General features: G+C 64.6%; 21 protein-coding genes and 1 tRNA gene. 14 read left to right on the top strand and 8 right to left on the bottom strand.

What is annotated here, in order from left to right; translation table 11 throughout:
- Window positions 1-52: 52 nt before the first annotated feature.
- Entirely contained in the window at window positions 53-691 is a 639-nt protein-coding gene (locus RCJ92_RS02895) for an FABP family protein (RefSeq protein ID WP_346921558.1), read from the top strand.
- A complete protein-coding gene (ygfZ, locus tag RCJ92_RS02900) occupies window positions 688-1,767 on the top strand; it encodes a CAF17-like 4Fe-4S cluster assembly/insertion protein YgfZ (RefSeq protein ID WP_446753731.1) in 1,080 nt (359 codons plus the stop codon). The genes RCJ92_RS02895 and ygfZ overlap by 4 nt, the downstream gene beginning before the upstream one ends.
- A 134-nt stretch (window positions 1,768-1,901) precedes the next feature.
- Here the strand turns inward: ygfZ and RCJ92_RS02905 are convergent, their stop codons facing one another.
- The 4 genes from RCJ92_RS02905 to RCJ92_RS02920 form a co-directional block, all read right to left on the bottom strand.
- Window positions 1,902-2,930 (bottom strand): 6-phosphofructokinase, encoded by a 1,029-nt coding sequence (locus RCJ92_RS02905; RefSeq protein ID WP_138177128.1) that lies wholly within the window; start codon window positions 2,928-2,930, stop codon window positions 1,902-1,904.
- Between the two features lie 234 nt (window positions 2,931-3,164).
- Window positions 3,165-3,407 carry a PspC domain-containing protein gene (locus RCJ92_RS02910; RefSeq protein WP_054821522.1) on the bottom strand — a complete coding sequence of 81 codons (243 nt, stop codon included), beginning with the start codon at window positions 3,405-3,407 and terminating at the stop codon, window positions 3,165-3,167.
- A gap of 93 nt (window positions 3,408-3,500) precedes the next feature.
- Entirely contained in the window at window positions 3,501-3,746 is a 246-nt protein-coding gene (locus tag RCJ92_RS02915) for a hypothetical protein (protein ID WP_138177132.1), read from the bottom strand.
- Window positions 3,747-3,758: 12 nt separating this feature from the next.
- A complete protein-coding gene (locus RCJ92_RS02920; RefSeq protein ID WP_421014037.1) occupies window positions 3,759-5,156 on the bottom strand; it encodes a PspC domain-containing protein in 1,398 nt (465 codons plus the stop codon).
- 126 nt (window positions 5,157-5,282) lie between these two features.
- Here RCJ92_RS02920 and RCJ92_RS02925 point away from each other — a divergent pair, with 126 nt between their 5' ends.
- The gene (locus tag RCJ92_RS02925) at window positions 5,283-6,557 is read left to right on the top strand and encodes an ATP-binding protein (RefSeq protein WP_446753732.1); all 1,275 of its coding nucleotides are present in this window, start codon (window positions 5,283-5,285) and stop codon (window positions 6,555-6,557) included.
- The gene (locus RCJ92_RS02930) at window positions 6,550-7,233 is read left to right on the top strand and encodes a LuxR C-terminal-related transcriptional regulator (protein ID WP_446753733.1); all 684 of its coding nucleotides are present in this window, start codon (window positions 6,550-6,552) and stop codon (window positions 7,231-7,233) included. The genes RCJ92_RS02925 and RCJ92_RS02930 overlap by 8 nt, the downstream gene beginning before the upstream one ends.
- A gap of 97 nt (window positions 7,234-7,330) precedes the next feature.
- On the opposite strand, the gene RCJ92_RS02935 is transcribed toward RCJ92_RS02930, so the two are convergent.
- The gene (locus tag RCJ92_RS02935) at window positions 7,331-8,530 is read right to left on the bottom strand and encodes a pyridoxal phosphate-dependent aminotransferase (protein WP_421014035.1); all 1,200 of its coding nucleotides are present in this window, start codon (window positions 8,528-8,530) and stop codon (window positions 7,331-7,333) included.
- Window positions 8,531-8,798: 268 nt separating this feature from the next.
- Here RCJ92_RS02935 and RCJ92_RS02940 point away from each other — a divergent pair.
- The 8 genes from RCJ92_RS02940 (at window position 8,799) to RCJ92_RS02975 (ending at window position 15,026) form a co-directional block, all read left to right on the top strand.
- A tRNA-Trp gene (locus RCJ92_RS02940) sits at window positions 8,799-8,871 on the top strand.
- A 122-nt stretch (window positions 8,872-8,993) separates the two neighbouring features.
- Window positions 8,994-9,248, top strand: a complete 255-nt coding sequence (gene secE, locus RCJ92_RS02945; RefSeq protein WP_421014034.1) for a preprotein translocase subunit SecE — start codon at window positions 8,994-8,996, stop codon at window positions 9,246-9,248.
- A gap of 74 nt (window positions 9,249-9,322) precedes the next feature.
- Window positions 9,323-10,264, top strand: coding sequence for a transcription termination/antitermination protein NusG (nusG, locus tag RCJ92_RS02950; RefSeq protein ID WP_391495635.1), 942 nt, complete (start codon window positions 9,323-9,325; stop codon window positions 10,262-10,264).
- 128 nt (window positions 10,265-10,392) lie between these two features.
- Entirely contained in the window at window positions 10,393-10,824 is a 432-nt protein-coding gene (gene rplK, locus RCJ92_RS02955) for a 50S ribosomal protein L11 (protein ID WP_054820895.1), read from the top strand.
- 130 nt (window positions 10,825-10,954) lie between these two features.
- Window positions 10,955-11,656, top strand: coding sequence for a 50S ribosomal protein L1 (gene rplA, locus RCJ92_RS02960; protein ID WP_138177150.1), 702 nt, complete (start codon window positions 10,955-10,957; stop codon window positions 11,654-11,656).
- Window positions 11,657-12,719: 1,063 nt separating this feature from the next.
- Complete coding sequence (rplJ, locus tag RCJ92_RS02965; RefSeq protein WP_138177152.1) at window positions 12,720-13,241, top strand: 50S ribosomal protein L10; 522 nt, start codon at window positions 12,720-12,722, stop codon at window positions 13,239-13,241.
- Window positions 13,242-13,321: 80 nt separating this feature from the next.
- Entirely contained in the window at window positions 13,322-13,699 is a 378-nt protein-coding gene (gene rplL, locus RCJ92_RS02970; protein WP_138177155.1) for a 50S ribosomal protein L7/L12, read from the top strand.
- 154 nt (window positions 13,700-13,853) lie between these two features.
- Window positions 13,854-15,026 (top strand): acyltransferase family protein, encoded by a 1,173-nt coding sequence (locus RCJ92_RS02975; protein WP_138177158.1) that lies wholly within the window; start codon window positions 13,854-13,856, stop codon window positions 15,024-15,026.
- On the opposite strand, the gene RCJ92_RS02980 is transcribed toward RCJ92_RS02975, so the two are convergent.
- The gene (locus RCJ92_RS02980; protein WP_446753734.1) at window positions 14,980-15,483 is read right to left on the bottom strand and encodes an aminoacyl-tRNA deacylase; all 504 of its coding nucleotides are present in this window, start codon (window positions 15,481-15,483) and stop codon (window positions 14,980-14,982) included. The genes RCJ92_RS02975 and RCJ92_RS02980 overlap by 47 nt on opposite strands.
- Before the next feature lie 49 nt (window positions 15,484-15,532).
- The gene (locus RCJ92_RS02985) at window positions 15,533-16,723 is read right to left on the bottom strand and encodes an acetyl-CoA C-acetyltransferase (RefSeq protein WP_446753735.1); all 1,191 of its coding nucleotides are present in this window, start codon (window positions 16,721-16,723) and stop codon (window positions 15,533-15,535) included.
- 400 nt (window positions 16,724-17,123) lie between these two features.
- Between RCJ92_RS02985 and rpoB the strand changes: the two genes are divergently transcribed.
- Window positions 17,124-20,630 (top strand): DNA-directed RNA polymerase subunit beta, encoded by a 3,507-nt coding sequence (rpoB, locus tag RCJ92_RS02990; protein ID WP_138177167.1) that lies wholly within the window; start codon window positions 17,124-17,126, stop codon window positions 20,628-20,630.
- A 113-nt stretch (window positions 20,631-20,743) separates the two neighbouring features.
- Window positions 20,744-24,634 carry a DNA-directed RNA polymerase subunit beta' gene (locus RCJ92_RS02995; RefSeq protein WP_138177170.1) on the top strand — a complete coding sequence of 1,297 codons (3,891 nt, stop codon included), beginning with the start codon at window positions 20,744-20,746 and terminating at the stop codon, window positions 24,632-24,634.
- A gap of 349 nt (window positions 24,635-24,983) precedes the next feature.
- Here RCJ92_RS02995 and RCJ92_RS03000 read toward each other — a convergent pair whose 3' ends face one another.
- Window positions 24,984-25,730, bottom strand: a complete 747-nt coding sequence (locus RCJ92_RS03000; RefSeq protein WP_446753736.1) for a formylglycine-generating enzyme family protein — start codon at window positions 25,728-25,730, stop codon at window positions 24,984-24,986.
- Window positions 25,731-25,895: the final 165 nt, after the last annotated feature.

The raw sequence follows: 25,895 nt of genomic DNA on the forward strand, positions 1-25,895 counted from the left end.
ACCGCAGGGTGTGCGCCTCTTTCATTTACATCCACGGAAAGCGAGCGCCGTTATGGCTATTGAAATTCCCACGGATCTCACCCCGGAACTCGTTCCGCTGTCCTGGCTGATCGGTGTCTGGGAAGGCTCGGGCAAGCTGGGCGAAGGCGAAGCAGATGACGAGCACTTCTGGCAGCAGGTGACCTTCCGGGACACCGGTCTGCCCTACCTGGAGTACCGCAGCGAATCCTGGCTCACCGATGCCGAAGGCACCCGGCTGCGCCCCCTGGCCGTCGAGTCCGGCTTCTGGTCCCTGGACCGCAAGCAGGAAGCCGCCGACCCTGGCCCGGGCATGACTCCCGGCGACCCGTTCCCGGTGCTGCGCTCGGCCGACGATGTCGAGAAGCTGCGCACCGAAGACGGTTTCAAGATCCAGGCCAGCATCAACCATCCGGGCGGTCTCAGCGAACTGTACTACGGGGTCATCAACGGCCCGCGCATTCAGCTGGCGACCGAGGCCCTGCTGCGCAGCGAAAACTCGAAGCCCTACGCCTCCTCGACCCGCATCTACGGGCTGGTGGGCGGGGACCTGTTCTGGCGTTGGGACGTCTCACAGGGCGATAGCGATTTGAAGGCCCACGCGTCGGCGGCCCTGAAACGGGTTGGCCAGACCGAGCCGGGCCAAGCGGGAGAAGACGGAAACCAGGAATGAGCAAAAAGTACACTTCGGTTCTGCTGCAGCGTGACGGGGCCGTGGAGGCCTCCGGCGTGGATGCCGGGGTTGCCGCCCACTACGGGGCACCGACCCGTGAGGCCCGCAGCCTCTTCGACGGGACCGCGGTGGCGGACCTGAGCCACCTGGACATCCTGCAGCTGCGCGGCGAAGACCGCTTGACGTGGCTGGACACCATCAGCAGCCAGCGCTTGAGCGATCTGAAGCCGGGGCAGAGCACCCAAAGCCTGCTGTTGAGCGTCCAGGGCCGGGTGGAGCATGAGCTGAAAATCCTGGCCGCCGACGACCTGTTGTGGATCATCGCCGAGCCCGGGCGCGGCGAACCGCTGGCCGAGTACCTGAACTCGATGCGGTTCATGTCCCGGGTTGAAGTCGTGGATTGTTCAAACACCCACGGGGTCATTGCCAGCACCAGGCCGCGCCCCGAACTGGGCGATGTGGTGTGGGAGAACCCCTGGCCGAATGTGATCGGCGGGGGACATGCGTACTCCACCGGGGAGCACCCGGGCCTGGAACGGCCCTGGTTTGAGTACATCGTGCCGCTGGAGCAGCTGGCCTCCCTGGTCGGGGACCTGTCCCTGGCCGGGACCATGGCGGTGGAGGCGCTTCGCATCGCGGCCTGGGAGCCGCGGTTCATCGTGGACACCGATGACAAGAGCATCCCGCACGAACTGGACTGGCTGCGTACCGCGGTGCACCTGAACAAGGGCTGCTACAAGGGCCAGGAAACCATTGCCCGGGTGCACAACCTGGGCCATCCGCCGCGTCGCCTGGCGATGCTGCACCTGGACGGGTCCATGCACACCCTGCCTGCGCCCGGTTCACCGGTCAAGGACGGGGAACGGGTTGTCGGCCGGGTCACCTCGGTGGCATTGCACTACGAGGCCGGGCCGATTGCCCTGGCCACGCTGCGCCGCAATGTGCAGCCGGATGCCGAACTGGTGGTCCAGGACGGTGAAAGCAGCTACCCGGCCGCCCAGGAGGTCATCGTTTCACCGGAGGCCGGCCAGGTGGCCGGCCGGTTCACCGGCTTCCTGCGCCCGCCACGCGGCTGACCAGGCGCCAAGTACGCACCGCCGCGGGCCACCGCTGCCTTCTTCCTCTGGAGGGCAGCGGTGGCCCGCGGCCGTTAAACGCCCCGGCCCCGGCCCCGCGATGGGGGCCGGGGCCGGGATGATGTGCGGCCGGGTCAGCCGAAGAGGATCTTTGCCTCGTCATAGCGGTCCTGCGGCACGCGCTTGAGGTTGTTCACCGCCGCGCTGAGCGGGACCCGGTTAATCTGCGTGCCGTGCAGGGCCACCATGGTGCCCCACTGGCCGGCAGCCACCGAATCCACCGACGCCATGCCCAGGCGGGTGGCCAGCACCCGGTCAAAGGCGGTCGGCACGCCGCCGCGCTGAATGTGTCCCAGCACGGTGGCGCGGGTTTCCAGGCCGGTGTTCTGCTCAATGAGCGGGGCCAGGACTTCACCGATCCCACCCAGCCGGGGCCGACCATGGCGGTCCACCCCGCGGGAGCTGAACGCGGCATCCTCACCCTCGGGCACGAACCCCTCGGACACCACCACCAGCGGTGCGCGGCCACGTTCGTGGGCTTCACGCACCCAGGTGAAGATCTGTTCCATGCTGGTGGACACCTCGGGGATCAGGATCGCGTGGGCGCCGGAGGCCATGCCGGCGTGCAGGGCAATCCAGCCCACGTCGCGGCCCATCACCTCGGCCACCATGCACCGGTGGTGGGATTCGCCGGTGGTGCGCAGCCGGTCAATGGCCTCCACGGCGATCTGGTTGGCGGTGTCGAAGCCGAAGGTGTAGTCGGTGGCGTCCAGGTCGTTGTCGATGGTCTTGGGGACTCCGACAATCGGCAGTCCCGCTTCGCATAGGCGCTGGGCCCCGGCCAGGGTGCCCTCCCCGCCGATCGCGATGACCGCGTCCACCTCCAGCCGGGCCAGGGTCTGGCGGATCTGCTCCGGACCCCCGTTTTCGCCCTCGAACGGGTTGGTGCGTGAGGTGCCCAGGATTGTTCCGCCCTGCTTGGAGATGCCGCGCACCTGGTGGCGCGGCAGCGGCATCAGGTCGCCTTCCTTGACCCCGCGCCAGCCGTCACGGAACCCGACAAATTCATAGTCGTAGCTTTTGATGCCGTTCAGCACGGCGCCGCGGATGACGGCGTTCAAGCCGGGGCAGTCGCCGCCGGAGGTCAACAGGCCAATACGCATATCTGCTCATTTCTGCCGGGACGAACAGCCGCACCGATGCGTGGGGAGCAGGACCAGCGGGCCAGCCACCCTCATGGATTGGATCTGTTCATCATCTGTCGTTGTCCACAGCGCCCCGTTGAGCCGTCTACGTTGCGAGTCTATCGGCTTAAGGATGTGGCGGCGAGTACACCGGGGAAGATCCCTTCCGGTGTACTCGCCGCCACTCTCGCCCCGCTTGCCGGGACGCGGCCGCTACAGCGCGCGCAACCACTTTTGCAGGATAATGCTGCCATCCTGGGCCGGAATCAGCAGCCACGCCACGATGTAGGCGCCAATGCCAATGACCGGCAGCAGGAAGGAGAGCAGCATCGCGATCCGCACAAGCGATACGTCCCAGCCGAACTTGTCGGCAATGCCGCCGGCCACACCGCCGGCCATACGCGCCGGTCCGCGACGCAGCGGCATGGAACGCAGGGAGTTGAAGAATTTATCCATCAGGGTCCGTCCTTAGATAGTGCTCGTCAAAAGAATGGGTTCGGCCAACGTCCGCCTCGGGGACGGGCCGCGGGGTGAAAGTACCCCAGGGTACTAGAAGGTGGTCGAGTCGTGTGGCGGGTACTCCTTGCGTTTGGCCGCCCGCCGGGCAGAGCCGATGCCCGAGACGATCAACGCGACACCGGCCAGGGCAATCAACGCGATAAAGAACAGCGGGGCGTCGAAGTCCCAGGACAGCACGTGACGGCTCAATTGTGCCAGCGCCACCAGAACCAGGATCAATCCGAATACCAGCGTTCCGGTGGGGAACTTGGAACGGTCATATTTTTCGGGAGTCATTGTTGCTCATCCTTAGAAATCTGGGGTGGTCACGGTGCTGGAGTCCGAGGGCAGCGCATTGATCTTTGAGAAGGCGCCGTTCACGTCCACGATCAGCAGTGGTTTGCTCGAGTCGCTGCTCCCCGGGGCGCCGCTACCGTGCTGGGAGAGGAAGATGCCATCACTTTGGATGCGTACCGGCACTTCCTCGGGCAGCCGCAGGTTCACCGAGGCAAAGACGGTGTTGACCTCGACGGTGGTTGGTGAGGTGATGTCGGCGTACTGTCGCAGGTCGATGGTGGCGTTGCTGAAGATCGCGTTGTACTCACCGTCACTGTCCGAAGTGATGACCCCGCCGGAGCTTGTGCCAAATCCGCTGCTGCTTACGGCCCCGGAGTTGCCGAAGATCAGGGTCAGCACCAGCAGCGGGATCGCCAACCCCAGCAGGCCCCCACTGGTGCGGTGTGCCAGGGCCGCGATCACCAGGGCCAGGCCCACGAAGAGCAGGCCCAGGGACAGCGCCAACGGCCAGGAGCCGCCGGGGAAGTCGACCAGTCCGAGGTAGTCAAGGCCGAAGACCACGGCAATGATCAGTGCCGTCGCCCCGACAATGATGGTGGCCACCCAACCTGGGATCGGGGGTGCCAACGGAATCTTCTGCTTGCCCTTGGCCTCCTTGCCGGTGTAGTAATCCTTGCCGGTGTACTCATCCTGCCCGGAAGGGGGCTGGGTGCCGGGGTAGTAGTGGCCCGAATCGGACTCCATGGTGGGCTCCTTGATGTTGAAGCGGGAACGGGGTGGTGCGTCGGAGGCCGAACGCCCGAAGATGTTCTGCGGCCCGGGCTGCCGTGGCAGGTCCTGCTCAGCGCGGACCGTGTCATCCACCGGGTTCGCTGAAGGAGCCGGGTCCTGCCAGCTGACTTCCGGATCATGCAGCACCACTGCGGTGCTGCCGGTGTGTCCGCTGGCATCCGCCGGATAGGTCGGGGCGTCGGCGTCGGTGGGGCGCGGACCGCGGGCGAACTTCGTGTTGTTGCGGCTAAAGACCACGAACAGCACGCCGGCGACAATCAGCAGCGGCCACACGAACGGGGCGATGCTGCTAAAGGCCCAGGGGGCGGGCCCGACACCGAGCAGAAAGGTGACCAGGGCACCGGTCATGCCGCTGGTCCAGTTCTTCTGCAGCGCCTGCTCGACGTGGATTTGGCCGTTCTCATCCGGCAGGAACGCCCACGCCAGGCCGTAGGCGATCAAGCCCACTCCGCCCAGCAGGGCCAGGGCGACCGCCACACCGCGCACCAGCACCGCGTCAACCTGCAGGCGCTGCGCGATGCCGGCGGCCACGCCGCCCAGCCACTGCGATTCGCTGCGGCGGATCTGCTGCTGACGCAGGCTGTCGAAGATTTTGTGCGAGGAGTGATCTTGGTCCATGCCCCCATTCTTTCGCGCCTTGCCCCGCCCCCGCTATGAGGTACTACCCTGATTCGACCCTGAGGGCACCCGTAAAACGCCACGTGGGTCTGGGGAAAGACCCTGCGAACATGCTTGACTTGAACCATGGAGACACCCGAGCAGCCCCGGCGCATCGTCAGAAGCGAATCGCGCCTGCTGGCTGGTGTCTGCGCAGGGCTGGCCGAGCACCTGAACCTGCCGGTCAGCTACGTGCGCCTGGGGTTTTTGCTGTTGACGGCCATCGGCGGCATCGGGGCCGTGCTGTACGCCTGGCTGTGGGTGTTCACCCCCAGCAGCCAGGAGTCCCAGGCCGATGAGCAGCGCAGCACCGGCACCCGGCGGCGCAGCCTGGCCGAGGAGCTGGGCCTGGACGCCCCCGGCAGCCTGAACCCCCGAGAAGTCGCCCTGAAGCTGGGGTCCATGCGTGAGGTGCTTGTGGGCGTGGTGCTCACGGTGCTGGCCCTGCTGGCCCTGGGCCAATGGCTGGGGTGGAACATCCGCTGGGATCTGATTTGGCCAAGCATTGGGATCGTGGCCGGGGTGCTGCTGGCCTGGCTGCAGATTGACGGGCGCGGCGGCCCGCAGGCCACCCGCAAGGAACGTGCCGCGGCGCTGAGCCGGCTGGTGGTCGGGCTGCTGCTGGTCATTGGCGGGCTGCTGCTGATTGTCAACGGGACGGTGAGCACCTCGGATCTGATCGGCGGGATCTGGGCGGCGCTGGCGATCTTCGGCGGGGCGCTGGTGGTGCTGCTGCCCTTTGGCACCAGGCTGTGGCGTGACTACCTGGCCGAACGCAGTTCCCGACAGGCCGCGGCACAGCGCGCCGAGTTCGCCGCACACCTGCACGACTCGGTGCTGCAGACCCTGGCCGTGATCCAGAAGCGGTCCGGTGACCCGGCCGCGGTGCGGGCCCTGGCCCGCAGCCAGGAACGTGAACTGCGCCAGTGGCTGTACGGGGACGAGGACGTCTCCGAGGGTGACGTGGTGGCCGAGATCTCCCAGGAAGCGGCGCAAATCGAGCAGCTGATGCTGCGCGAGGTGGATGTGGTCTCCGTGGGCTCCGCACAGGGGTTCGAGGGGCAGCACGCCCTGGTGCAGGCCAGCCGGGAGGCCATGATGAACGCGGCCAAGCACGCAACCGGGCTGATCTCGGTGTTCATTGAATGCGGTGAGCAGGCCGTGGAGGTGTTCATCCGCGACCGCGGGGACGGCTTTGACCCGCAGGACATTGACCCGGACCGGCAGGGCGTGCGCGAATCGATCCTGGGCCGGATGGAGCGGGCCGGCGGCGAGGCGAAGATCCGCAGCGGCGAGCAGGGAACCGAAATACAGTTGAAGATGCCGCGCACCACGGCAGGAAAGGCAAACCACCATGACTGACCCAGTGCCCGCAGGCACCCAGGAGCCCGAGGCACCGATCCGGGTGCTGCTGGTCGATGACCACGCCATCTTTCGTTCGGGACTGAAAAGCGACCTGGATCCCGACCTGAAGGTGGTTGGGGAGGCCGGCACCGTGGAACAAGCCATCGAGCAGATCACCGCACTGCGCCCGGACGTGGTGCTGCTGGACGTGCACCTGCCCGGCGGACGCGGGGGCGGGGGAGCCGAGGTGCTGCGCGGGTGCGCCTACCTGCTGGCGCAGACCCGCTTCTTGGCGTTGAGCGTGTCGGATGCGGCCCATGACGTGGTCACCGTGATCCGCAGTGGGGCGCGCGGCTATGTCACCAAGAGCATTTCCGGTCCCGAGATTTCCGATGCAGTGCGGCGGGTGGCTGGCGGGGACGCGGTCTTCTCACCCCGGCTGGCCGGGTTCGTGCTGGACGCCTTCGGCAGCAGCCAGCCCGAGCATATCGACACCGAACTGGACCTGCTCTCGGATCGGGAACTGCAGGTGATGCGGCTGATCGCCCGCGGCTACAGCTACAAGGAAGTGGCCAAGGAGCTGTTCATCTCGGTCAAGACCGTCGAGTCCCATGTCTCCAACGTGCTGCGCAAGCTGCAGCTGTCCAACCGCCATGAACTGACCCGGTGGGCGGTAGACCGCAAGATCCTGTGACCGGTGCCCGAAAGCCCGGAACGGCTGTGGCCGGAACCTGAACCCAGGTTCCGGCCACAGCCGTGATGCGTATTCGGTGCCGCTCAGGGCGCCAGTGCTACTTGGCTTCGCCCAGCAGGGCGGCCATCCGGGCGACACCCTCGGCCAGGTCCGCGTCGCCCAGGGCATAGGACATGCGGATGAAGCCGGAAGGGCCAAAGGCCTCACCGGGCACCACCGCAACCTCGGCCTCCTCCAGGATCAGCGCGGCCAGTTCGGCGCTGGTGGTGCTCACCTTCCCGCGGATCTCGCGCCCCAGCAGGCCGCGCACATCCGAGTAGGCGTAGAAGGCGCCCTCCGGGGTGGGGCAGGAGAGCCCGTCAATGGCGTTCAGCGCCTCGACGATCGCCAACCGGCGGCGATTGAACGCGGTTTTCATCTCGTTCACCGCATCCAGCGGCCCGGCCACCGCGGCCAGGGCGGCGCGCTGGGACACGTTGGCCACGTTGGAGGTGGCGTGGGACTGCAGGTTCGTGGCGGCCTTGATGACATCACTGGGGCCGATCATCCAGCCCACCCGCCAGCCGGTCATGGCATAGGTCTTGGCGACGCCGTTCAGCACCACGACCTTGTCGGCCAGCTCCGGCACCAGCGTGGCGATCGAGGAGAACTCGGCCTGCCCATAGATCAGGTGCTCATAAATCTCGTCGGTGACCACCCACAGGCCCTTGCTGGCCGCCCAGCGGCCAATCTCAGCGACCTCGGCGGGGGAGTAGACGGCGCCGGTCGGGTTCGACGGGGAGACGAAAAGCAGCACCTTGCTGCGTTCGCTCAGAACCGACTCCAGCTGCTCCACGGTGACCTTGTAGCCCTGTTCCGGGCCGGCGAACACGGACACCGGAACCCCGCCGTGCAGGCGCACCGCCTCCGGGTAGGTCGTCCAGTAGGGGGCGGGGATGATGACCTCATCGCCCGGATCCAGCAGGGTGGCGAACGTGTTGTAGACCGCCTGCTTGCCGCCATTGGTGATCAGCACCTGATTCGGTTCGACCTTGTAGCCCGAATCGCGCAGCGTCTTTTCCGCCACTGCCTCACGCAGCTCCGGCAGGCCAGCGGCCGGGGAGTAGCGGTGGTTGCGCGGGTCCTGGGCGGCCTGCACGGCGGCCTGGACAATGTAGTCGGGGGTCGGGAAATCCGGCTCGCCGGCACCAAACCCGATCACCGGACGGCCGGCGGCCTTCAGCGCCTTGGCCTTGGCGTCCACCGCCAGGGTTGCGGATTCGGAGATGGCGCCAATGCGGCGGGAGATTCTAGACATATCTGGGGGCATCCTGACGTCTGAGAAGATGAGTACGTACCACTAGCTTAAGGCCAAGGCAGGGCTGGATTCATGCTCGGCCGGGCAAGATGACGCGCCGGGTGGCCCACCAGGACGCCCCGAATGCGGTGTAGGGCACACTGCTCCCTGTCAGTTCGACAATCATCTGATCATTGCGTAGAGTTATTTCTCGGTGCGAAGGCGCCGGTGGTGATCAGCTGCTCTGGCACGTTCAGATATAGTTGATGTCACCAGAGTGAAAACTCGAAGGGTAGTGGCGCAATTGGTAGCGCAGCGGTCTCCAAAACCGCAGGTTGCAGGTTCGAGTCCTGTCTGCCCTGCGCAGTAGCGATTGACGAAAAAATCGCACAGCGAATCTCACGTCACGGTGTGTTGTGGTCGGCCAGGCTGCGACACACCGTGATTGTTTCAACTGGCCTATTTTATTGAAACGAGGAACACGGTGAGCGAATCAGCTGTCTCCCATCCGGGAAATGACAAGAAATCCCGTCGCGGATTTTTCGGCCGCATCGCCCTGTTCGTCCGGCAGGTCATCTCGGAACTGAAAAAAGTCGTGACTCCGACCCGTAGCGAATTGATCAACTACACCCTGGTTGTCATCGCCTTCGTTGTCATCGTGATGCTCATCGTGACGGCCCTGGACTTTGTCTTCGGGGCAGGGTCCACCCTCCTGTTCACAAACAGGCCAGAGCAGTAGAATTTCCTGCGCGAGCCGCCATGCGGCGCGTCAGGGCCCCAGGTGTACATCAGTAGAAGAAAGCAGGAGCTGCAGTGTCCGACCAGGAACTCGAACCGCAGAATAACAACGAGGTAGAAGCCGAGTTCGTCGCGACCAATGACGAGCAGACCGGCAATGCCGAAGATGTCATCTTCGCCGACGGCACTTCCGACACCGACGGCACCGTGGATGTTGAAGGCACCGTGGACGCCGAGGGCGCCCTGGACGAAGAGGAAACCCTCGACGAAGCCTCGCAGCCTGTACAGCTCGATGACATCGCCGCGGACACCGCCGATGATCCGGCACTGGTTGCCGAGGCCGACGAGGACGCCAGCGAGGCAGTGGCCGAAGCCGTTGCCGAAGAGGACGAGCAGGCCGTCAGCGTTGAGGCGCTGAAGGAAGAGTTCCGCGCCAAGCTGCGCCGCCAGCCCGGCGACTGGTTCGTGATCCACACCTACGCCGGTTACGAAAACCGCGTGAAGCTGAACCTGGAGACCCGCATCCAGACCCAGGACATGGATGACTTCATCTATGAGATCCAGGTCCCGATGGAAGAGGTCGTCGAGGTCAAGAACACCCAGCGCAAGATCGTGCGCCGCGTGCGCATCCCCGGCTACGTGCTGGTTCGCATGGAACTAACCGACGCCTCATGGGGTGTTGTTCGACACACCCCGGGCGTGACCGGCTTCGTGGGCAACGCCCACGACCCGAATCCGCTGACCCTGGATGAAGTGTTCTCCATGCTGGAGCACACCGTGGTGGATCCGACCGAGCAGCCCTCCGCCTCGAAGCCGGGCCGCGCACCGATCACCGAGGTCAAGGTCGATTTCGAGGTTGGCGAATCGGTGATCGTCAACGACGGACCGTTCGAAACCATGCCGGCCACGATCTCCGAGATCAAGCTGGAGGCCGCGCAGCTGGTGGTGCTGGTCTCGATCTTCGAGCGCGAGACCCCGGTGACCCTGAACTTCAACCAGGTCACCAAGATCCAGTAGTATTGAGTCTTCGTGCCCCTCACGTTTGCTTTGCGTGAGCCGGGCACGTTCGGCCGCCGCGCCACGGCGGCCATCAGCCCGTGTCACGCTCCTGTGCCGCGGGAAACGCAAGAGTAGAAGGACCCGACATGGCCCCAAAGAAAAAGGTCACCGGACTTATCAAGCTGCAGATCCAGGCAGGCGCCGCTAACCCGGCTCCTCCGATCGGTCCTGCCCTTGGTCAGCACGGCGTCAACATCATGGAATTCTGCAAGGCTTACAACGCTGCCACCGAGTCGCAGCGCGGTAACGTTGTTCCGGTTGAAATCACCGTGTACGAAGACCGTTCGTTCACCTTCATCACCAAGACCCCGCCGGCTGCCGAGCTGATCAAGAAGGCTGCAGGCGTTGGCAAGGGTTCGGCCACCCCGCACACCACCAAGGTTGCGAAGCTGACCCAGGCCCAGGTTGAGGAAATCGCCAACACCAAGATGGCTGACCTGAACGCGAACGATCTGGAAGCTGCTTCGAAGATCATCGCCGGCACCGCCCGCTCCATGGGCATCACCGTCGAGGGCTAAGACCCTCACCCTGCAGCCCGCAACGGCTGCAACCACCAACATTTCAACAGGGGACCTGCCTGGCAGGCCCCGCCAGTGGCAGGACCGAGCGCGGTCCTCAAGACCACGACTGCATAAGGAGAAAACGCAGATGGCAAAGCGCAGCAAAGCATACTTGGCCGCCGCGGCCAAGATTCAGGCTGACAAGTTCTACGAGCCAGCCGAGGCTATCGCCCTGGCCAAGGAGATCGCCGGCGAGAAGACCAACTCGACCGTTGAGGTCGCCTTCCGCCTGGGCGTTGACCCTCGCAAGGCCGACCAGATGGTTCGCGGCACCGTGAACCTGCCGCACGGCACCGGTAAGACCGCCCGCGTGGTTGTCTTCGCCAACGGCGACAAGGCAGAAGCTGCCCGCGCCGCCGGCGCCGACTTCGTCGGCTCCGACGACCTGATCGAAAAGATCCAGGGCGGCTGGACCGACTTCGACGCCGCCGTGGCAACCCCGGATCTGATGGGCAAGGTTGGCCGCCTGGGTAAGATCCTGGGCCCGCGTAACCTGATGCCGAACCCGAAGACCGGCACCGTGACCATGGACGTGGCCAAGGCTGTCACCGACATCAAGGGCGGCAAGATCGACTTCCGCGTCGACAAGCACTCGAACCTGCACTTCATCATCGGCAAGGCATCCTTCGATGCCAAGCAGCTGACCGAGAACTACGCAGCCGCTCTGGAAGAGATCCTGCGCCTGAAGCCTTCGGCTTCCAAGGGCCGCTACATCTCCAAGGCCACCATCGCCACCACCTTCGGCCCGGGCATCGCCCTGGACCCGAACGTGACCCGCGTGAGCGCCTAGTCACCCAGTTCCACTGAAGCCTCGGCCCCGGCCTGCCACCTGATGGTGGCGGTTCGGGGCCGAGGCTTTTGCCGTCCCTGAGCCAATCCGGCAGCGGCAGGAACACAGGGCCGGGAGCCTGGGCACGCGCTCCAGTTCCTTGCCATCCGGCTGCGACATGAGCTTTTGGAAGAATTATCACGCAGGGGAGTTGGCTCTGGGCGAAATTCCGGACTTGACCAGCTGCCCTTCGGAGCCCGTGGGCTGGCTCCAGCGGACATACCGACCTTGAGGTTTTCTGGGAGTTCTTGGAAGTCTCCTGTGAGTTGGATTGCGCTCCACGCTCTCGCCGGGGCGTTTTGCCGCAGAATCTCGGGCTTTATGCCCTGAAATGAACGTCGGTTTGCTATTTCCAGGTTCGCCAAATTAATGCAAACTGTTGGTTCAAAGGGAGGAAAAGTGCTTGCTGGGACAGCATGATTGGCTCGTGAGATGACCTGAACCCCGAGTTGCATGTAGACGGGTTGGTGGTGATACTGTGAAGACACCGATGTGAATCGGCGGTGATTGCATGGGACCCCCAAGACTATGCAATCACTGGACACCGAAGTTTCCCCAAGCTTCGTGTCGACAAGAGCCTGTTGTCAGCGTCCCCCAAGTGCTGGCAATGGGCCTTGTCCTTTTAACCGCCAGTTGAGCCGGGTGCGGCGAAGCGCAGGCCGGCCGCAACGCCGACCGAGGATCGTCCAGGTGAGACCGTGAAGTCTTGCAAACTGCCACACGTGGGCCGCCGGCGGGGGAGTAGGGCTGGGCCCGGCCGTGGTTCAGATCATAGGCCAAGACGACCTCCGGGATTTGGAGTATGGGGCGCGCTCAAACTAGGATGGAAGAACCGAAGACCGTCGGTTGAGCATTTTCCACTGGAGAACCGCTCCGAAGTGTCCGCAAGGACTGCCAACGCAGGTTACATAGATTGTCTCAACTGCTTATGTGAGTTGAGCTGCCCTGTGCTCCTGCGCGGGGCGTTTTTTATGCGCTCCGCCGGTTATGAAACGGTACCGAACTGAACCCCGGAAGGAGTGTTATGGCAACGCAGACCAAGAACGCCGCGATCCAGTCGATCGCTGCCGAGTTCAAGGAATCCAGCGCGGCTGTCCTGACCGAATACCGTGGGCTTACCGTTGCACAGCTCAAGGAACTGCGCCGTTCGCTTGGTCAGGAGACTAAGTACGCGGTTGTGAAGAACACCTTGACTGAAATCGCAGCAAAGGAAGCTGGCATCGACGCGTTCGAAGGCCAGCTGACCGGTCCAACCGCTATCGCCTTCATTAAGGGCGATGCAGTTGCCGCCGCCAAGAGCCTCACGGAGTTCGCCAAGAGCAACCAGCAGCTGATCATCAAGTCCGGTTTCTTCGAGGGCTCCGCCCTGGATGAAGCTGGCATTGCCGCTTTGGCTGCACTGGAGTCCCGCGAACACCAGCTCGCCCGCGTTGCAGGCGTTCTGCAGGCCCCGGCCTCGGCCGCTGCACGCATCGTGGACGCACTGCGTATCAAGCTCGAAGAGAACGGTGGCGAAGCTGCCGAGGAAGCTCCGGCGGAAGCCTAAGCTGACGCGATTCTCTCGCAACGTAACCCCAAATCATTACGGTTCCCAGATCTGGGATCCATAACCGAAAGGACGCCACCATGGCGAAGCTCACCACCGACGAGCTGCTCGACGCATTCAAGGAAATGACCATCATCGAACTGTCCGAGTTCGTGAAGCAGTTCGAGGAGACCTTCGAGGTCACCGCCGCTGCTGTTGCCGTTGCCGGTCCGGCCGGCGGCGCTGGCGAAGCTGCTGCTGAAGAGAAGACCGAGTTCGACGTGATCCTGGAGTCGGCTGGCGACAAGAAGATCGCAGTCATCAAGGAAGTTCGCGCTCTGACCTCGCTGGGTCTGAAGGAAGCCAAGGAGCTCGTTGACGGCGCTCCGAAGCCGATCCTGGAAGGCGCCGACAAGGACGCCGCCGAGAAGGCCAAGGAAGCACTGGAAGGCGCTGGCGCTACCGTCACCCTCAAGTAAGCTTCAGCGGTCACTCGCAGCCTTACTCCCCGGGGCCCCGCGGACGAGCAATCGTCCACGGGGCCCCGGGCCGTTAAAGGGGAAAAAATCGTTATCGGACTATAACGATTCTATTAACAGGAGCTATTCATATTCGTCGCTTACGGTGTTTAATGTGCCGAAGAATGAACAGCCCAACGCAATACGACCGGCCCCGCGGCTCGGTCTGCTGGACGCCCTTCGTATCGCTGCCGCGCTGGTGGTCGTGCTTTACCACTACACCGCGTGGGGACACGGCTATTGGGGCGCCGAAGCCGTCGACGCCTGGCCGGTGCTGGGCAAATTCACCATCTACGGCAGTATCGGCGTCCAACTGTTCTTCCTGATCTCCGGCTTCGTGATCCTGATGTCCATCCAGGGCAAGGGATTGATCCAATTCCTGGCCTCCCGCCTGGGCCGACTCTACCCGGCGTACTGGCTGGCCGTCATCGCCGCCGCCCTGCTCACCTTCCGGCTCTGGCCCGAGCTGAAGGACGGACGCACCGAAGGCGATATTGTTCCCAACCTGACCATGGCACAAAGCGGAATGGGCGTCAGGGATCTGGACGGGGTGTACTGGACGCTCTGGGTTGAACTGCGCTTCTACGCGATCCTGGCCGTGCTGCTGGCCTTCGGACTGGCCAAGAACCGGGCCATCCTGGCGTTGAGCTTCGCCTGGCCGCTGCTGGGCGTGGCGCTGCACCTGGCCGAGGCGGACAAGGCCCAGGAATGGGTAATGGGGCAGTATGCCCCGCTGTTCAGCCTGGGCATGGTGGTCTACCTGATGTACCGGGACCGGCAAACCCCGGCGCGCTGGCTGCTGGTCGGCTTCAACACCCTGCTCGCCTGCTACTTCACGGGCCTGAAGGGAGCACAGGATTCGGCCTATCTATCGGGGGTGCAGATCCCCGCCTGGCACTTCTCACTGCTGGTGCTGCTGTGCATTGCCCTATTGCTGGCCTGCACGCTGACCCCGCTGCAGAGGATCCACGCCCGCTGGATGGTGACCGCCGGAATGCTCACCTACCCGCTGTACCTGTTCCACGAGCTGTGGGGCTGGTGGATCATCGCGCACCTGAGCGCGGTCCTCAACAAATACGTGCTGCTGGTCGGAACCGTCGCGCTGATGCTGGCGCTGGCCTATGTTGTGGCCCGGTACGTGGAGAAGCCGGCAGGCCTGTGGCTGCGCAACGAATTCACCCTGCGGGCCACCCAGGCGGTGCAGTGGGTGCGCAGCCTCGCCGCGCGCAAGCCGAGCCCGGTCATTCCGGAACGGAAATATCTGCCACTGTCGCGTCAAATCCACTGACCAGATCCTGGGCCGCCACCAGCACGGCGTGCAGCCGATCCCCGCTGCCCAGGGCCACCATGGCCTGCTGCTCGCCCTGGAATACCGTGGCGTCAATGAACAGCGGCAACGGGGTCAACGCGCCAAGGGGCGTGATCGTCCCGGGACGATAGCCGGTCACCTCGAACGCCGTGTCCCCGTGGGGCAGGGAGAGCTTGTTGACCCCCAACACCGAGCGCAGTTTGGGCCAGCTCAGGCTCCTGCCGCCGGGGATCAGCGCGAAGAGGTACGTACCGTTGCTGCGCTTGAGCACCAGGGTCTTGAGCAGCCGGTGCTCGGCGATGCCCAGATTCGCGGCCGCCTCACGCAGCGAGGAGGCCGCGGCCCGCGGAACAATCTCAATGGGGATGTTCCGCCGGCTCGCATCCAGGCTGATGCGGGTGAGCGCCTCATTCGGGGCTTCAGGGGATTCGGTCAACAGCGCACTCGCTTTCCGTGACGGGGAAGGCTGCCCGGGGGAGGGCAGGTTAGGCGTGGTGCAGCAGCAGGGCCTCGCCCTGCCCACCGCCGCCGCACAGGCTCACCGCGGCGGTCCCCGAGTCCCGGCGCGACAGCTCCAGTGCCGCGGTCAACGCCAGGCGGGCCCCGGAGGCGCCAATGGGATGGCCCAGGGCGATGGCTCCGCCGTGGATGTTCGTCTTCTCCAGCGGGTAGTCCAGGTCGGCCAGGGACTGGCAGGCCACGGCGCCGAACGCCTCATTGATTTCAATGAAGTCCAGGTCCTTGACCTGCAGGGACTCCTTGGCCAGGGCGTCCTGGATGGCGTGCGAGGGCTGGGAATGCAACGAGTTGTCCGGTCCGGCCACCTGGCCGGGGGCGCCTATGACCGCCAGGATTTTCAGCCCGTGCTGCTCGGCGTAGTCGCGCGAGGTGACCACCAGGGCCGCGGCCCCGTCGGAGAGCGGGGAGGAGTTGCCGGCGGTGATTGTCCCATCGCGGTCAAAGGCCGGACGCAGCCCGGAGAGGGTCTCGGCGGTGGTCTCGGGGCGCACGCCCTCGTCGCTGTCCACGATCACCGGCTCGCCCTTGCGCTGGGGCACGGAGATCGCCACGATCTCCTCGTCAAAGACCCCGTTGCCCTGTGCAGCGGCCGCCCGCTGGTGGCTGGAGGCCGCCACCTCGTCCTGCGGTCCGCGTTCGATCCCCAGCTCGGTGTTCTTCTCCTCGGTGCTCAGTCCCATGGACTTGCCGTCAAAGGCGTCGGTCAAGCCGTCATGGGCGACCGAGTCCACCGCGGTGATGTCCCCGTAGGTCCACCCGAAACGGGACTTGGGCAGCAGGTGCGGGGTGTTGGACATTGACTCCTGCCCGCCGGCGATGACCACCTGGGCCTCGCCCAGGCGGATTATGCGCGCCGCGTCGGTGACCGCGGCCAGCCCGGAAAGGCATACCTTGTTGATGGTCACCGTCGGGGTGTCCCAGCCGATGCCCGCCCGGATGGCGGACTGGCGGGCGGGGTTCTGGCCACAACCGGCCTGGACGACCTGACCCATGATGACCGACTGGACCTGCTCGGGGGAGACCCCGGCGTTGTCCAGGGCGCCGGCGATGGCCGCCGCCCCCAAGTCGACCGCGGTCTGGGAGGCCAGGGCCCCCTTGAAACGGGTAAAGGGGGTGCGGGCTCCGCCGACGATCACGGCATCTTGGGGTGAGGACACGGCAACCACTTCCATTCGAAAAGCAACCAGAAAACTGGGGTGATGTTCTGTCACTACAAGACTAATCCATGTGCACTTCACCACAGGAAAACGGATGGTGTTGCGGGGTGTGGGACGCGAGAACGCCGGCGGTGTGGGCGCTGACTAGGAACCGAAACGCTTCATCCGGGCCGGGGGCTCACCGGGGGCGAAGCGCGCGCAGAACTATAACACGAAAATGGAAAATTGCTATCGACAAGCTTGCGCGCATGGGGTACAGTGGAAATTTGCGCCCCGACTGTATGCGCATGCGACCTTCATATAGCGGTGGGTTCGTATGTAACGAGGGTACCAGCCACTGGCAGGAACCTTAGCACAACGGGACGCTTCGGAAACCTGACGGTCTGTGGAAGGATCCATCTTGGTCGCCTCGAGCACCTCTAACAACCAAACCGCTAGTTCGGCTCGCGACGCTGCGTACGCTGGCCGACTTTCTTTTGCAAAGATTCACGAACCCCTTGAAGTGCCGAACCTGCTGGCACTGCAGACCGAGAGCTTTGACCGGCTCATCGGTAATGAGCGGTGGCAGGAGCGCCTGGCCGCCGCCGTGTCCGTCGGTGACAACAGTGTGCCGGACGTCAGCGGACTGGCCGAGATCTTTGAGGAGATCTCCCCGATTGAAGACTTCCAGGAGACCATGTCCCTGAGCTTCTCGGAGCCGGAATTCGCCGACCCGAAGTACTCGATCGCCGAGTGCAAGGACCGTGACGCCACCTACGCCGCCCCGCTGTACGTCAAGGCCGAGTTCATGAACAATGAAACCGGCGAAATCAAGCAGCAGACCGTCTTCATGGGCGACTTCCCGCTGATGACCGACAAGGGTACCTTCATCATCAACGGTACCGAGCGCGTGGTCGTCTCCCAGCTGGTGCGTTCCCCGGGCGCCTACTTCGAGTCCGCCCCGGACAAGACCAGTGACAAGACCATCTACTCCGCACGCATCATCCCGTCGCGCGGTGCCTGGTTCGAGCTGGAAATCGACAAGCGCGACCAGATCGGCGTGCGCCTGGACCGCAAGCGCAAGCAGTCGGTCACCGTGCTGCTCAAGGCCCTGGGCTGGAGCGAAGAGAAGATCCTGGCCGAATTCGGCCAGTACGACTCGGTGCGCGCCACCCTGGAGAAGGACAGCATCAAGGACCAGAACGAGGCCCTGCTGGACATCTACCGCAAGCTGCGTCCGGGCGAGCCGCCGACGGTGGAAGCCGCCCAGGCCCTGCTGCGCAACATGTACTTCGAGCCCAAGCGCTACGACCTGGCCAAGGTCGGCCGGTACAAGCTGAACCGCAAGCTCGGCGTGGAGACCCCGGTCAACGCCGAAAGCGCCCTGGTGCTGAGCATCGACGACATCGTCGCCATGATCCGCTTCCTGGTTGCCCTGCACGCCGGTGAGCGCACCATCGAAGGCACCCGCGAGGGCGAGATCGTTCAGGTCCCGGTCGCCGTGGATGACATCGACCACTTCGGCAACCGCCGTATCCGCGCGGTCGGCGAACTGATCGAGAACCAGGTCCGCACCGGCCTGTCGCGCATGGAGCGCGTGGTGCGTGAGCGCATGACCACCCAGGACGTGGAGGCGATCACCCCGCAGACCCTGATCAACATCCGCCCGGTGGTGGCCGCGATCAAGGAGTTCTTCGGAACCTCGCAGCTCTCCCAGTTCATGGACCAGAACAACCCGCTGGCCGGCCTGACCCACAAGCGCCGCCTCTCGGCACTGGGCCCGGGCGGTCTGTCGCGTGACCGCGCAGGCATGGAAGTGCGAGACGTGCACCCCTCGCACTACGGACGCATGTGCCCGATTGAAACCCCGGAAGGCCCGAACATCGGCCTGATCGGCTCGCTGGCAACCTACGGGCGCATCAACGCCTTCGGTTTCATCGAGACCCCGTACCGCAAGGTCGTGGACGGCGTGGTGACCAACCAGGTCGAGTACCTCACCGCCGATGACGAGCTGCAGCACTTCATCGCCCAGGCCAACGCACCGCTGACAGAGGACGGTCACTTTGCCGAGGACACCGTGCTGGTGCGTGAAAAGGGCGGCGGCGGCGAGCCGGTGCTCGTTGAGCCGGGCGAAGTGACCTTCATGGACGTTTCCCCGCGCCAGATGGTGTCGGTGGCCACCGCCCTGATCCCGTTCCTGGAGCACGACGATGCCAACCGCGCGCTGATGGGCGCCAACATGCAGCGCCAGGCCGTGCCGCTGCTGGCCTCCGAGTCCCCGCTGGTGGGTACCGGCATGGAGAAGTACGCCGCGGTGGACGCCGGTGACTCCGTGGTCGCGCAGAAGCCCGGTGTGGTCACCGAGGTCTCGGCCGACCTGGTCGTGGTGATGAACGACGACGGCACCGAGTCGATGTACCCGATCATGAAGTTCGCCCGCTCCAACCAGGGCAACGCCTACAACCAGCGCGTGCGCGTCTCCGAAGGCGAGCGCGTGGAGTACCAGTCGATCATCGCCGACGGTCCCTCGACCGATGCCGGTGAGCTGGCCCTGGGCAAGAACCTGCTGGTCGCGTTCATGTCCTGGGAAGGCCACAACTTCGAGGACGCCATCATCCTGTCCCAGCGCATGGTCTCCGACGATGTGCTGACCTCGATCCACATCGAGGAGCACGAGGTTGACGCCCGCGACACCAAGCTGGGCGCCGAGGAAATCACCCGCGACATCCCGAACGTGTCCGAGGACATCCTCTCCCAGCTCGATGACCGCGGCATCGTCTACATCGGCGCCGAGGTCGAGGCCGGGGACATCCTGGTGGGTCGCGTGACCCCGAAGGGTGAAACCGAGCTGACCCCCGAGGAGCGCCTGCTGCGCGCGATCTTCGGTGAGAAGTCCCGCGAAGTGCGTGACACCTCGCTGAAGGTGCCGCACGGCGAGTCCGGCACCGTGATCGGCGTGCGCATCTTCGATCGCGACAACGACGACGACCTTTCCCCGGGCGTGAACCAGCTGGTGCGCGTCTACGTGGCCCAGAAGCGCAAGATCACCAACGGTGACAAGCTCGCCGGGCGTCACGGCAACAAGGGCGTCATCTCCAAGATCCTGCCGATCGAGGACATGCCGTTCCTGGAGGACGGCACCCCGGTGGACGTCGTGCTGAACCCGCTGGGTGTGCCCGGGCGCATGAACGTCGGCCAGGTCATGGAAATCCACCTGGGCTGGGCCGCCAAGCAGGGCTGGACCATCGAGAACGAGCCGGAGTGGGTCAAGGACCTGCCGAACCTGCCGCGCCAGACCGGTTCGACCACCGTGGCCACCCCGGTGTTCGACGGTGCCTCCGAGGAGGAGATCCGCGGCATCCTGGATTCGGTGAACCCGACCAGCGACGGCCAGCAGCTCGTGAAGAACACCGGCAAGGCCCGCCTGTTCGACGGCCGCTCCGGCGAACCGTTCCCGGATCCGATCTCCGTGGGCTACATGTACATCCTGAAGCTGCACCACCTGGTGGACGACAAGATTCACGCCCGTTCCACCGGCCCGTACTCCATGATCACCCAGCAGCCGCTGGGCGGTAAGGCCCAGTTCGGTGGCCAGCGCTTCGGTGAAATGGAAGTGTGGGCCCTGGAGGCCTACGGTGCGGCTTACACCCTGCAGGAACTGTTGACCATCAAGTCCGATGACATTCACGGTCGCGTGAAGGTCTACGAGGCGATCGTCAAGGGCGAGAACATCCCGGAGCCTGGCGTTCCGGAATCGTTCAAGGTGCTCATCAAGGAAATGCAATCGCTGTGCCTGAACGTCGAGGTACTGGGTACCGACGGCAACACCATCGAGATGCGCGAATCGGACGAGGAATCGTTCCGTGCCGCTGAAGAACTGGGCATCGACCTTTCGCGGTCCGAGCCCAGCTCCGTCGAGGAAGTCTAGGAACCACCAGCCTGCCGCCGCGGCACGCACCGCGTGCCCGGCGCCGGGTCGGTGAGACCGACTTACCCATCACGTACTGACTTCAGACACCAGAGAAGAGAGATAAGGACCATATGTCCAGCGATTCCTCATTCGGCCTCATGCGCATCGGCCTTGCCACCGCGGAACAGATCCGCGCCTGGAGCTACGGCGAGGTCAAGAAGCCGGAAACCATTAACTACCGCACCCTGAAGCCCGAGAAGGACGGCCTGTTCTGCGAGAAGATCTTCGGTCCCTCGCGCGACTGGGAATGCTACTGCGGCAAGTACAAGCGCGTGCGCTTCAAGGGCATCATCTGTGAGCGCTGCGGCGTCGAGGTGACCCGCGCCAACGTGCGCCGTGAGCGCATGGGCCACATCGAGCTGGCCGCTCCGGTCACCCACATCTGGTACTTCAAGGGCGTTCCCTCGCGCTTGGGCTACCTGCTGGATCTGGCGCCGAAGGACCTGGAGAAGGTCATCTACTTCGCCGCCTACATGATCACCAGCGTGAACGAAGACCGTCGCCACGCCGAGATGCCGAACCTGCAGGCCCAGCACGACCTGGAGCTGCGCCAGCTGGCCAACAACGCCGAAGCGGACAAGCGTGCCGTGCTGGCGGACCTGGAAGCCGAGCTGGAGCGCCTGGAGGCCGGCGGGGCCAAGGGTGCCGAGCTGAACAAGGCCCGCACCAACGCGGAGAAGACCGTTCAGCAGATCGAGAAGCGTTCCAAGGCCGAGGCCGAGCGCCTGCGCGCCGTCTGGGAGCGCTTCAAGGGCCTGAAGGTCGCCGACCTGGAAGGTGACGAGGGCCTGTACCGCATCATGCGCGAGAAGTACGGCCTGTACTTCGAGGGCTCGATGGGTGCCGAGGCAATCCAGAAGCGCCTGGCCACCTTCGACCTGAAGGGCGAGGCCGAGAACCTCAAGCAGATCATCGACAACGGCAAGGGCCAGAAGAAGACCCGTGCCCTGAAGCGCCTGAACGTCATCAACGCGTTCCTCACCACGGACAACTCGCCCGAGGGCATGGTCCTGGACGCCGTTCCGGTGATCCCGCCGGAACTGCGCCCGATGGTTCAGCTCGACGGTGGCCGCTTCGCCACCTCGGACCTGAACGACCTGTACCGTCGTGTGATCAACCGCAACAACCGCCTCAAGCGCCTGCTGGATCTCGGTGCCCCCGAGATCATCGTGAACAACGAAAAGCGCATGCTGCAGGAAGCGGTCGACTCGCTGTTCGACAACGGACGCCGTGGCCGCCCGGTCACCGGTCCGGGCAACCGCCCGCTGAAGTCCCTGTCCGACATGCTCAAGGGCAAGCAGGGCCGCTTCCGCCAGAACCTGCTGGGTAAGCGTGTTGACTACTCGGGCCGTTCGGTCATCGTGGTCGGCCCGCAGCTGAAGCTGCACCAGTGCGGTCTGCCCAAGCAGATGGCCCTGGAGCTGTTCAAGCCGTTCGTGATGAAGCGCCTGGTTGACCTGAACCACGCGCAGAACATCAAGAGCGCCAAGCGGATGGTGGAGCGCTACCGCCCGCAGGTGTGGGACGTGCTCGAAGAGATCATCACCGAACACCCGGTGCTGCTCAACCGTGCACCCACCCTGCACCGCCTGGGCATCCAGGCCTTCGAACCCCAGCTGGTCGAAGGCAAGGCCCTGCAGCTGCACCCGCTGGTGTGTGCCGCGTTCAACGCGGACTTCGACGGCGACCAGATGGCAGTGCACCTGCCGCTGAGCCCCGAGGCCCAGGCCGAGGCGCGCATCCTGATGCTCTCCTCGCACAACATCCTCAAGCCGTCGGACGGCCGTCCGGTCGCCCTGCCGTCGCAGGATATGATCATCGGCCTGCACCACCTGACCACCAAGCGTGAGCAGGAGAAGGGTGCCGGGCGCGTGTTCACCTCGGTCGCCGAGGCCATCATGGCCATGGACCGTGGGGACCTGCACCTGAACGCCCCGATCAAGATCCGCGTGGAGAACTTCGTCCCGTCCGCCGAGCAGCCTGCTCCGGAAGGCTGGGAAGAGGGCACCCCGGCGCTGATCGACTCCTCGCTGGGCCAGGTGCTGTTCAACGACACCCTGCCGGCCGACTACCCGTGGGTTGCCAAGGTGGCGGGCAAGGACGCGCTTTCGGAGATCGTCAACGACCTGGCCGAGCGCTACCCGAAGGTGATTGCCGCCGAGACGCTGGACAACCTGAAGGACGCCGGTTTCCACTGGGCAACCCGTTCGGGCGTGACCGTGGCGATCTCGGACATCACCTCGAACATGGACAAGACCGCCATCCTGGCCCCGTACGAGGAGCGTGCCCGCAAGGTGCAGGCCTCCTACGACAAGGGCCTGATCGCCGACACCGAACGTCGCCAGGACCTGATTGACATCTGGACCAAGGCCACCGACGAGGTCGCCGACGCGATGAAGGAGGGCATGGAGGAACTGAACACCATTAACCGCATGGTGACCTCCAAGGCCCGTGGTAACTGGCTGCAACTGCGCCAGATTGCCGGTATCCGCGGCCTGGTGTCCAACCCGAAGGGTGAAATTATTCCTCGCCCGATCAAGTCCTCCTACCGTGAGGGCCTGTCGGTGCTGGAGTACTTCATCGCGACCCACGGTGCCCGTAAGGGCCTGGCGGATACCGCGCTGAAGACCGCGAACTCCGGTTACCTCACCCGTCGTCTGGTGGACGTGTCCCAGGACGTCATCGTGCGCGAGGAGGACTGCGGCACCCGCCGCGGCCTGACCGTGCCGATCGCCGAGGACATCGCCGGCTTCCGCAAGCTGCACGACACCGTGGAGAACTCGGCGTACACCCGCACGCTGGCCACCGACGTCAAGGACGCCGAGGGCAACGTGCTGGCCGAAGCCGGCTCGGACGTGGGCGACGTGCTGATCCAGAAGCTGTACGACGCGGGCGTGGATGAGATCCGCGTACGCTCCGTGCTGACCTGTGACTCGGCCGTGGGAACCTGTGCACACTGCTACGGCCGTTCGCTGGCCACCGGCAAGACCGTGGACATCGGCGAGGCCGTGGGCATCATCGCCGCACAGTCCATCGGTGAACCCGGTACCCAGCTGACCATGCGTACCTTCCACACCGGTGGTGTGGCCTCGGCTGATGACATCACCCAGGGTCTGCCCCGTATCCAGGAGCTCTTCGAAGCCCGTACCCCCAAGGGTGTGGCTCCGATGGCCGAAGTCACCGGTCGCGTGTCGATCGAGGACGACGAGAAGCAGCTGCGCGTGATCATCACCCCGGACAACGGGGATGAGAAGCAGGCCTACCCGATCCTGCGCCGTGCGCGCCTGGAGGTTGAGGAAGGTCAGCACGTGCAGGCCGGTACCCAGCTGACCAGCGGTACCCTGGACCCGAAGCAGGTTCTTCGCGTCCTCGGCCCGCGTGAGGCCCAGAAGTTCCTGGTCCGCGAGGTCCAGGACGTGTACCAGTCCCAGGGTGTGGGCATCCACGACAAGCACGTGGAAGTCATCGTGCGCCAGATGCTGCGTCGCATCACCGTCATTGAGTCCGGTGAGACCGACCTGCTGCCGGGTGTGCTGGCCGACCGTGCCCGCTTCACCGCCGCGAACCGCAAGGCCGTGGCCGAGGGCAAGCGTCCGGCAGCCGGCCGTGACGAGATGATGGGCATCACCAAGGCCTCGCTGGCGACCGACTCGTGGCTGTCCGCGGCCTCCTTCCAGGAGACCACCCGCGTACTGACCCAGGCCGCCATGGAGGGCAAGGAAGATCCGCTGCTGGGTCTGAAGGAGAACGTGATCATCGGTAAGCTGATCCCGGCCGGTACCGGCCTGGACCGCTACACCCAGGTCACCGTGGAGCCGACCGACGAGGCCAAGGCCACGTTGTTCACCGGCACCTCGGCCTTCTCCTCGGGCCTGTACGACGACGGACTGGACGGCGGGCTCTCGCCCGAGTTCCAGGCCATCTCGATGGATGACTACGACACCGGGCAGGACTTCCGCTAAACCGGAAGCAGCCCCGTCGGCTCCAGATGGCGAAGCCCGTGCCCACCGCTCTTTTGCGGTGGGGACGGGCTTCGCCCGTTAAGGACTTTGCCCAGCGGTGAACACCAAACTCTGTGGCTCAGCCGTGAACAGGACCCGGCAACCCTCGGATCGGTGACCCGTGCGTAGAGCGAGCGCGTTGCCGGAGTGAGGCGGGCAGGGGAGGGGACCGTAGTACGACAACTGTCAGTTTCCGAATTCCTCAGAACTTTTGTCCGCAGTCCTCGGCACTAGGCTGATCCGTCCGCAAGGGGAACCTTCTGTGGGATACCCGCCGCCGTGTACATGGGCTGGCCTGCTTTGGTCAGTCTCAGTATCGCCGGGGCGTCCATCCCGATGGCAGCATGCCAGTGATCTTTCCCCGTTCAGAATCAGCATCGGCTGACCAGCCTTGCGCTGCCTGTGCGTCATCGAAGACACCCCGTGCCATGCGCAGACCAAGGTCCGGGTGGCTCATCCCAGGCGCACCACCCCGACGCGTCGAAGCCCGCACGCTCCACGACTTATCAGCGAAACCTCCCCCGCGGAAGACCCGGTATTCTCCGTAGCGGGCCGGATCGAGTAGATCCCAACACCATTCCCATACGTTTCCAAGGGTGTCGTGGAGTCCGAAGGCATTGGGTAGTTTTTGACCAACTTCTTGCGGTTTCTCTACCTTGTCATTTGCTGTCCACCCAATGGCATCGAGGGGGCCGTAATGTGGCCCCGTTGTGCCGGCGCGGCAGGCGTATTCCCATTCGGCTTCCGTGGGCAAGCGGTACCCAGAGGCGTTGGTCTGCCAAGTCACCTCACCGGCATCGATGATGTATGCAGGGGCAAGTCCTTCATTCATTGACGCTGCATTGCAAAACATGATGGCTTCTAACCAGTTGATATCCACCACGGGTTCCTGGGAGCCTGTTTCGCTGGTACCCATCAGTTGCGCGTACTGTGCCGTGGTGACGGAAGTGGCCCCGATCTCGAAAGGTTCTAGATCGACGGTCCAGCGACGTTTCCGTCGTGCATCATGCAATTCCACTTGTCCGGCTGGTAGCGGACGAAGGTCAAAGGTCAGCATTCCATAATGCTCCCATGCCGTCCCGCAAGCCGGTCGTTCACTGGTACAAGTGCGGACAACTTCGGGTCCTGGCAAAACTGGCAGGTTTCCGGGCACGCCCGACTCCCGTATGACCCGACCGAGAAAATGCCCGGTAAAGGCACCCTAAACGGGACGCTCCCTATC

The sequence above is a fragment of the Glutamicibacter sp. BSL13 genome (assembly GCF_052928425.1).